Below are 8,779 nucleotides of genomic sequence, written 5' to 3' on the forward strand. Positions count from 1 at the left end.
ACACCGCTCCGCGCCCCTTGGGGGCGCTCCGCTCACCGGAGGATTTAGCGTTGCTGTGTGGTCTACTTCGACGCTGCCTCCGCCGCTCCCCTCCATCCCGTCGCCCGTCAGGCCCTGGGGGCCTCGCTCGACGAGGGGTGGGCCGACCCGGCCCGTCTCTACCGCGAGGGACGGCGGGCCCGGATGCTGCTCGACGCGGCGCGGGAGGCTGCGGCCGAGGCGGTGGGCTGCCGCCCGGACGAGCTGGTCTTCACCTCGTCCGGCACCCGGGCGGTGCACGCCGGAATCGAGGGTGCCCTGGCGGGCCGCCGGCGCATCGGACGCCACCTGATCGTGTCAGCCGTCGAACACTCGTCGGTGCTCCATTCGGCAGATCTGCACGAGGCGGCGGGCGGGACGGTGACCCAGGTCCCGGTCGACCGTACGGGCGCGGTGTCCTCTTCCTCGTACGCCGACGAACTCCGCCCCGACACCGCGCTGGCGTGCCTCCAGTCCGCCAACCACGAGGTGGGGACCCAGCAGCCGGTGACGGCGGTCGCACATGCGTGCAGGGCGGCGGGGGTGCCGCTGCTGGTGGACGCGGCGCAGTCGCTGGGGTGGGGCCGGGTGGAGGGCGACTGGTCGCTCCTGACGGCAAGTGCCCACAAGTGGGGCGGCCCTTCGGGAGTCGGGCTTCTCGTCGTCCGCAAAGGGGTGCGGTTCGCTCCCCAAGGGCCCGCGGACGAGCGGGAGTCGGGGCGGGCGGCCGGTTTCGAGAACCTCCCCGCGATCGTGGCGGCGGCGGCCTCGCTGCGCGCCGTCCACGCGGATGCGGCGGCGGAGGCCGCGCGCCTGCGGGAACTGACGGACCGGATCCGGGTACGGGTGCCGAAGCTGGTCCCCGACGTGGAGGTGGTCGGCGAGGGGGTCCACCGGCTGCCCGGGATCGTCACCTTCTCCTGTCTCTATGTCGACGGAGAGACCCTGCTGCACGAGCTGGACCGGGCGGGCTTCTCGGTCTCCTCGGGTTCGTCCTGCACGAGCAGCACCCTCACCCCGAGCCACGTCCTGAAGGCGATGGGCGTCCTGAGCGAGGGCAACGTCCGCGTGTCGCTGCCGCCGGGCACACCGTCCGAGGACGTCGACCGCTTCCTGTCGGTGCTGCCGGGCACGGTCTCGGCGGTCCGCGAGAAGCTGGGCGCTCCGGTGGAACCGACGAAGACACCCGCCGCTGCCGACTCTCTCGTGGTGAACGCGCTGGGCAAGCGGTGCCCGATCCCGGTGATCGAGCTGGCGAAGGTCATCGGCGATGTCCCGGTGGGCGGGACGGTACGCGTCCTCTCCGACGACGAGGCCGCCCGCCTCGACATCCCGGCGTGGTGCGAGATGCGCGGTCAGGAGTACGTCGGGGAGGAGCCGGCGGACCACGGCTCGGCCTATGTGGTCCGCCGGGTGTCCTAGCTACGCCAGGTGGGCCTGGACCTCGGCGGCGGCCTCATGGCCGTACGCCTTGGTGAAGCGGTCCATGAAGTGGACGCGGCGCAGCTGGTACTCCTGGGTGCCGACCGTCTCGATGACCAGCGTGGCGAGCATGCAGCCGACCTGGGCGGCGCGCTCGTGGGAGACACCCCAGGCGAGCCCGGACAGGAAGCCCGCGCGGAACGCGTCGCCGACACCCGTGGGATCGGCCTTGCGCTCCTCCTCGGGGCAGCCGACCTCGATCGGCTCCTCACCGACGCGCTCGATGCGGACACCCTGCGCGCCGAGTGTCGTCACGCGGTGGCCGACCTTCGCGAGGATCTCCTCGTCGCTCCAGCCCGTCTTGGATTCGATGAGCCCCTTCTCGTACTCGTTCGAGAAGAGGTACGTCGCCCCGTCCAGCAGTATCCGGATCTCGTCGCCGTTCATGCGGGCGATCTGCTGGGAGAAGTCGGCGGCGAAGGGGATCGCGCGCGAGCGGCACTCCTCGGTGTGGCGCAGCATCCCCTCGGGGTCGTCGGCGCCGATCAGCACGAGGTCGAGGCCGCCGACCCGGTCGGCGACCGACTTGAGCTCGATGAGGCGGGCCTCGCTCATCGCGCCCGTGTAGAAGGAGCCGATCTGGTTGTGGTCGGCGTCGGTCGTGCACACGAAGCGGGCGGTGTGCAGCACCTCGGAGATGCGGACCGAGCCGGTGTCGACGCCGTGCCGGTCCAGCCAGGCGCGGTACTCGTCGAAGTCGGAGCCCGCCGCCCCGACCAGGATCGGCCGGGTGCCGAGCTGACCCATGCCGAAGGCGATGTTCGCGCCGACCCCGCCCCGGCGTACGTCGAGGTTGTCGACCAGGAAGGAGAGGGAGACCGTGTGCAGCTGGTCCGCGACGAGCTGGTCGGCGAACCGGCCGGGGAAGGTCATGAGGTGGTCGGTGGCGATGGAGCCGGTGACTGCGATACGCACGGCTAGGACACACTCCTGCGAGGGGAGGGGATTGACAGTTCACGCTACCGGGTCGGGGCGGCCCTCTGAAGCGGGCAAAACTACCCGATAGTAGATCTTTCTTCGTGGCACCGCGGTGCTTACGGTTCCGGTATGACGAACCTCAAGGTCCACGGCTCGGCCCCGCTCGACCTCGAAGGCGACCTGGCGTCGCTGCGCGGGGACTGTGCCCGGATGGCCGCGCACTGGTCGGCGCCCGCCCAGGTCACCTCCCTCCCCGTCTCCCCCTCCCGCATCCACGGGGTGACCGTGCCGCCCGCCTCCGCACGACTGCTGGACGCGATGTCCGACTACGGCGACTGATCCGACCGGAGCAGCCCGGGCGGCGCCGAACGGGGGAATTCGGTGAGCGCCCGCAGGGAACCGTGCGCTCCCCCGCTGCGTCCCATCGCTGTCCCCCGTAAAGGGGATGCGGTATACGACCCCTCAGTGCCCTCTTTTGACAGGGCCGGGTCATGGGACAGCAGTGGAGCCGAAGGAGCGATGCGGTGAGCACCGAGCGACCCGACAACGAAGCGACCGAACACCCCGAGGGTGCCCAGCCGGCCACGCCGCGCCGCCGGCATTCCCCGGTGGCCGTCGCCTCGGTCGCGGCCGCGGTCCTGCTGGTCGGGGGCGGCGGGGCGTACGTCGCCGCGACCGCTTCCGGCGGCGGGAACGACCACGGCTCCGGAACCCCCGGCGGCGACGGCACGCCCCCGCCGCTCGCCCTCGACGGCTATTCCGAGGGCGGTACGAGCGGTCCCGGCGGTTCTGGTGGGACTGGTGGTACGAACGGCATCGCGCCCGGAGAGCCCAACCCGTACGGCGCGACCTACCACGCGGACGGCACACTTCCCGGCGGCCCGGACTCGGCGCCGGTGTACTGGGCCAAGGGTGAGGTGACCAAGGCCGAGGTGGCCCGGCTCGCGAAGGCCCTCGACCTGAAGGGCCCGCCCAGGCTCGTCGGGGATGCCTGGACAGTGGGCTCCACCAAGGACGGCGCGGAACCGAATCTGCGGGTGAACAAGAGCGCGCCGGGGACCTGGACGTTCAGCTCGTACCTTCCGGGGACCGACAACTGTCCCGTGAACAAGCGCTGTGTGCCCGTCGGCTCCAGCGGCCTCGCGGGACTGGGGCCGGGTCCGGTGAGCGAGGCCGTGGCCAAGAAGGCCGCCGCTCCCGTGTTGAAGGCGGTCGGCCAGGACGACGCGAAGGTGGACGCGAGCCAGCTGATGGACCGGGTGCGGGTGGTGAACGCCGACCCCGAGGTGGGCGGGCTGCCGACGTACGGCTGGACGACCGGCCTCCAGATCAACGTGGAGGGCCATGTCATCGGTGGCAGCGGTCAGTTGAAGACGCAGGCGAAGGGGGACACGTACCCCGTGATCAGTGCGCGCAAGACGCTGGACCTGATGAACGGGTCGGCGTCGGCGTCGGGCGGCGGGCGCAAGGGCATCGGCGGCTGCGCCAGTCCCGTACCGCTGAAGGACCGGGACGAGATGCCGTGCGAGCACACGACGACAACACCCGCGCCGGAATCGGTGACCGTCGAGAAGGCCACCTTCGGGCTGGCGACGCACTTCGCGAACGGGCGGCAGACCCTCGTGCCGTCCTGGCTGTTCGAGGTGCGGACGCCGGGCGCGGACGACAGCTTCACGGTGACGCATCCGGCGGTGGACCCGCGATACCTGACCTCGCCGCGGTCCTCCGGGGGGCCGAGCGCGCAGCCGAGCCCCGCGCCGACCGCGCCGGGCGACAAGCCCACCACCGCGCCCACCTCGCGTGACGTCAAGGTGGAGGGCTACACCACCGACGGGAAGGACCTGACGGTCAGCTTCACGGGCGGGGTGTGCGCCGACTACTCGGCCTCGGCGAGCGAGACCTCCGACAAGGTGACCGTCACGGTGACCGAGACGCCCTGGCAGGGCAAGGTGTGCATCCTGATCGCCAAGATCTACGAGAAGACGGTGCACCTGGACAAGCCGCTCGGCGACCGCGCGGTCGTGGGGTCGGACGGCAAGGCGGTCCCGAAGGGGAAGATCACTTCGCCCCGGGCTTCCGGGGCGAAGTCCACGCAGCCCCAATACACCCACTAGAGGATCAGTACACCCAATAGAGGGTCAGTAGACCCACTAGAGGTCTCCGCGGCCCCCGCAGAGGTCAACGGCGGCCCCGTAGTGGCCGCGGCGCTCCGGATACGGGGCCGCGGCGACTCCGGATACGCGAAGGCGGCGTCCCTGTCGGAGGGGGACGCCGCCTTCGTGCGTATGCGGCGGTGAGCCGCGGTTTCCGCGCGCTGAGCAGCGAGCTCAGCTGCGCCCGCGTACTCGGCTCGCGGATTTAGCTGAAGGAGTCGCCGCAGGCGCAGGACCCCGTCGCGTTCGGGTTGTCGATCGTGAAGCCCTGCTTCTCGATGGTGTCGACGAAGTCGATGGAGGCGCCGCCCAGGTACGGAGCGCTCATGCGGTCGGTGACGACCTTGACGCCACCGAAGTCCTTGACAACGTCGCCGTCGAGGGAGCGCTCGTCGAAGAAGAGCTGGTAGCGCAGGCCGGAGCAGCCGCCGGGCTGAACGGCCACGCGCAGCGCGAGATCGTCGCGGCCTTCCTGGTCGAGCAGGGCCTTGATCTTCGCCGCGGCGGCGTCAGACAGGATGATGCCGTCGGTGACGGTGCTGGTCTCGTCCGATACGGACATCTACATCTCTCCCGGGTTGTACGGAGACTGCTTGCCGACGAGTGCAACCGGCATGGCCGCGGATTCATTCCGGGCCGAGCGTGTTTTCTTCGGTTCTCCCTTCATGCTCGCACACCCGCCAAAACACGGACAGCGGCCTGTGGACAACCCTCCGGGATTCACGTCACATGGACGCGATGGCCATCGTCAAAGTGACGTGAAGCGGTTATGATAGATAGCGTCAATTCGACGAAAAGGCATTGTCCGCCGGGCCCGCTCCCTGACGAGCCCGGCGAGCCGCAGAACAGAAAGGGTGCGTGTCGTGACCACCGCCCAGACCCAGGAGCTCGACGTACAGCCGACGCCCCTCGCCCTGCTGCTGCTCGGCCGCGAGGCCGACCCGAGGAGCGAGCGCGGCGTCGAGTGCCCCGGCGACCTGCCCTCTCCGTCCGACCCGGACCTGGTGGAACGCGCCCGCGCGGCCAAGGAGAAGCTCGGGGACAAGGTCTTCGTGCTCGGCCACCACTACCAGCGCGACGAGGTCATCCAGTTCGCGGACGTCACGGGTGACTCCTTCAAGCTGGCCCGGGACGCGGCGGGCCGCCCGGAGGCGGAGTACATCGTCTTCTGCGGTGTGCACTTCATGGCGGAGTCCGCGGACATCCTCACCAGCGACGACCAGAAGGTCGTCCTGCCGGACCTCGCCGCCGGCTGCTCGATGGCCGACATGGCCACCGCCGAACAGGTGGCCGAGTGCTGGGACGTCCTCACCGAGGCCGGGATAGCCGAGCAGGTCGTACCCGTCTCGTACATGAACTCCTCCGCCGACATCAAGGCGTTCACGGGCAAGCACGGGGGCACGATCTGCACCTCCTCCAACGCCCAGCGGGCCCTGGAGTGGGCCTTCGAGCAGGGGTCGAAGGTGCTCTTCCTGCCCGACCAGCACCTCGGGCGCAACACCGCCGTCCGCGACATGGGCCTGTCCCTCGACGACTGCGTGCTCTACAACCCGCACAAGCCGAACGGCGGGCTGACCGCCGAGCAGCTGCGTGACGCCAAGATGATCCTGTGGCGCGGCCACTGCTCGGTGCACGGCCGCTTCTCGCTGGACTCCGTCAACGACGTGCGCGAGCGCATCCCCGGCGTGAACGTCCTCGTCCACCCCGAGTGCAAGCACGAGGTCGTCTCGGCGGCGGACTACGTGGGCTCCACGGAGTACATCATCAAGGCCCTGGAGGCGGCCCCGCCCGGCTCGAAGTGGGCGATCGGCACGGAGCTGAACCTGGTCCGCCGTCTGGCGAACCGTTTCGCGTCCGAGGACAAGGAGATCGTCTTCCTCGACAAGACGGTCTGTTTCTGCTCGACGATGAACCGCATCGACCTGCCCCACCTGGTGTGGACTCTGGAGTCCCTCGCCGAGGGCAATCTGGTCAACCGCATCGAGGTGGACCGCGAGACGGAGCAGTTCGCCAAGCTGGCACTGGAGCGGATGCTGGCGCTGCCGTAAACGCCGACTGCGGAGGCCGGGCAACACCACGGTGTCGCCCGGCCTTCCTTCGCGACAACTTCGGGAGCGGTAGGCCGGGTGGAGCTCAGTCCACCCGCGGGCGGACCAGCCCGGACTCGTAGGCGATGACGACCAGTTGGGCCCGGTCGCGTGCGCCGAGCTTGGCCATGGCCCGGTTGACGTGCGTCTTCACGGTGAGCGGGCTGACTTCGAGGCGTTCGGCTATTTCGTCGTTGGAGTGGCCGCCCGCGACCTGGACGAGCACCTCGCGCTCGCGTCCGGTGAGCGCGCCAAGCCGCTCGGCGCGGGCGGGATCCCGCTCGTCGTCCGAACCGTCGCCCTGTGCCAGGAACTTGGCGATCAGGCCCTTGGTGGCCGCCGGGGACAGCAGCGCCTCGCCACCGGCCGCGATCCGGATGGCGTTCAGCAGTTCCTCGGGCTCGGCGCCCTTGCCGAGGAACCCGGACGCGCCGGCCCGCAGCGACCGCACCACGTACTCGTCGACCTCGAAGGTCGTCAGCATCACGACCCGTACGTGCGCGAGCCCCGGGTCCGCGGTGATCAGCCGGGTGGCGGTGAGCCCGTCCGTGCCCGGCATCCGAATGTCCATCAGCACCACGTCGGCGCGCTCGTCCCGGGTGAGGCGTACCGCCTCCGCGCCGTCGGAGGCCTCGCCCACGACCTCCATGTCGGGCTCGGAGTCGACGAGGACCCGGAAGGCACTGCGCAGCAACGCCTGGTCGTCGGCGAGCAGGACACGGATGGTCATACGGGGTCCCCCATGGCGGGTGTGCGGTTCTTGACCGGAAGGATCGCATGGACCCGGAAGCCGCCTCCGTAGCGGGGACCGGCCGTGCACGTCCCGCCGATCGCGGTGACCCGCTCGCGCATACCGAGCAGCCCGTGACCGCCGCCTTCCTCGGGCCTGTCGTCCTGCCCCGGCCCGTTGTCCAGCACCGTGACCTCCACATTGGGCCCCACGCGTACGACGCTGACCTCCGCCTTCGCCTCCGGGCCCGCGTGTTTTCGCACATTGGTGAGGGCTTCCTGGATGACCCGGTAGGCGGCGAGGTCGACGGCCGCGGGGAGGCTGCTGCCGTGGTCGGAGCGGGCCACCTCCACGGGCAGGCCCGCGTTTCGGAAGGTGTCGGCGAGTTCGTCGAGGCGGGCGAGGCCGGGGGCGGGTTCCGTAGGTGCTTCGGGGTCGCCGGACTGGCGCAGCAGGCCGACGGTGGCGCGCAGTTCGTTCAGCGCGGAGCGGCTGGCCTCCCGTACGTGGGCGAGCGCCTCCTTCGCCTGGTCGGGGCGCTTGTCCATCACGTGGGCTGCGACTCCGGCCTGCACATTGACGAGGGCGATGTGGTGGGCGACTACGTCGTGCAGATCGCGGGCGATGCGCAGGCGCTCCTCGGCCACGCGTCGGCGCGCCTCTTCCTCGCGGGTGCGTTCGGCGCGTTCGGCGCGTTCCCTGATCGCGTGCACGAAGGCACGCCGGCTGCGTACGGCGTCGCCCGCGGCGGCGGCCATACCGGTCCAGGCGAAGAGGCCGAGGTTCTCCTGGGCGTACCAGGGCATCGGGCCCGCGAGCATCGCGACCGCCGTCAGGACGGTCATCGTGACCAGTCCTACCCGCCAGGTGGTGGGGCGGTTCGTGGACGAGGCCACGGTGTAGAGGGCTACGACGGCCGACATCGCCACGGGGGCACGGGGGTCGCCGGTGACCAGCTCCACGAGGGAGACGCCGACCGTGGCCGCGAGGACGGTCATCGGGGCGCGACGGCGGAAGATCAGGGCGGCGGCGGCGAGCACCATGAGGGTGAGGCTGAGGATGTTCGGCGTGCGGGCGCCCCAGGTCGCGCCGTGCTCGCCGTGCGGGTCGATGAAGGAGCCGGCGGCCATACAGGCGAGGACGGCTGCCGCGAGGGCGGCGTCCACTGCCGTGGGATGGGCGCGGGCTCTGCACCTCGTGCGCTCTAGGGTGCTCACGTCGTTTACGGTACGGGCCCTTGTGGAGGCGCGGAACGGGTGCCGTCGGGCGGGGGTGCGGGGAAGGTTTTCGCCCCCTCCGCCCCTACCCGTCCCGTACCTGGGGGGGCTCCGCCCCCCCAGACCCCCCGTATCGCGCTTCGCGCTCGTCCTCACACGCCGGACGGGCTAAAT

Annotated in this window: 8 protein-coding genes; 4 read left to right on the plus strand and 4 right to left on the minus strand. The window is 70.7% G+C overall.

Going from position 1 to position 8,779, the window contains the following annotated elements; all coding sequences use genetic code 11:
- Positions 1-57 precede the first annotated feature (57 nt).
- On the plus strand, positions 58-1,440 hold the full coding sequence (locus tag AB0D27_RS36450; RefSeq protein WP_362517277.1) for an aminotransferase class V-fold PLP-dependent enzyme: 1,383 nt from the start codon (positions 58-60) through the stop codon (positions 1,438-1,440).
- Here the strand turns inward: AB0D27_RS36450 and AB0D27_RS36455 are convergent, their stop codons facing one another.
- Positions 1,441-2,415 (minus strand): carbohydrate kinase family protein, encoded by a 975-nt coding sequence (locus AB0D27_RS36455; protein ID WP_362517280.1) that lies wholly within the window; start codon positions 2,413-2,415, stop codon positions 1,441-1,443.
- Between the two features lie 132 nt (positions 2,416-2,547).
- Here AB0D27_RS36455 and AB0D27_RS36460 point away from each other — a divergent pair, with 132 nt between their 5' ends.
- Positions 2,548-2,757 carry a hypothetical protein gene (locus tag AB0D27_RS36460; protein WP_362517283.1) on the plus strand — a complete coding sequence of 70 codons (210 nt, stop codon included), beginning with the start codon at positions 2,548-2,550 and terminating at the stop codon, positions 2,755-2,757.
- Between the two features lie 185 nt (positions 2,758-2,942).
- Entirely contained in the window at positions 2,943-4,532 is a 1,590-nt protein-coding gene (locus tag AB0D27_RS36465) for a hypothetical protein (protein ID WP_362517286.1), read from the plus strand.
- 244 nt (positions 4,533-4,776) lie between these two features.
- Here the strand turns inward: AB0D27_RS36465 and AB0D27_RS36470 are convergent, their stop codons facing one another.
- A complete protein-coding gene (locus AB0D27_RS36470; RefSeq protein ID WP_362517289.1) occupies positions 4,777-5,133 on the minus strand; it encodes an iron-sulfur cluster assembly accessory protein in 357 nt (118 codons plus the stop codon).
- Between the two features lie 301 nt (positions 5,134-5,434).
- Here AB0D27_RS36470 and nadA point away from each other — a divergent pair, with 301 nt between their 5' ends.
- A complete protein-coding gene (gene nadA, locus AB0D27_RS36475; RefSeq protein WP_362517291.1) occupies positions 5,435-6,619 on the plus strand; it encodes a quinolinate synthase NadA in 1,185 nt (394 codons plus the stop codon).
- Between the two features lie 85 nt (positions 6,620-6,704).
- On the opposite strand, the gene AB0D27_RS36480 is transcribed toward nadA, so the two are convergent.
- Complete coding sequence (locus tag AB0D27_RS36480) at positions 6,705-7,388, minus strand: response regulator transcription factor (RefSeq protein ID WP_362517294.1); 684 nt, start codon at positions 7,386-7,388, stop codon at positions 6,705-6,707.
- Entirely contained in the window at positions 7,385-8,605 is a 1,221-nt protein-coding gene (locus tag AB0D27_RS36485; protein ID WP_362517297.1) for a histidine kinase, read from the minus strand. Before AB0D27_RS36485 ends, AB0D27_RS36480 begins: the two co-directional genes overlap by 4 nt.
- Between the last annotated feature and the right edge of the window lie 174 nt (positions 8,606-8,779).

The sequence above is a fragment of the Streptomyces sp. NPDC048415 genome (assembly GCF_040651675.1).
Classification (GTDB): domain Bacteria; phylum Actinomycetota; class Actinomycetes; order Streptomycetales; family Streptomycetaceae; genus Streptomyces.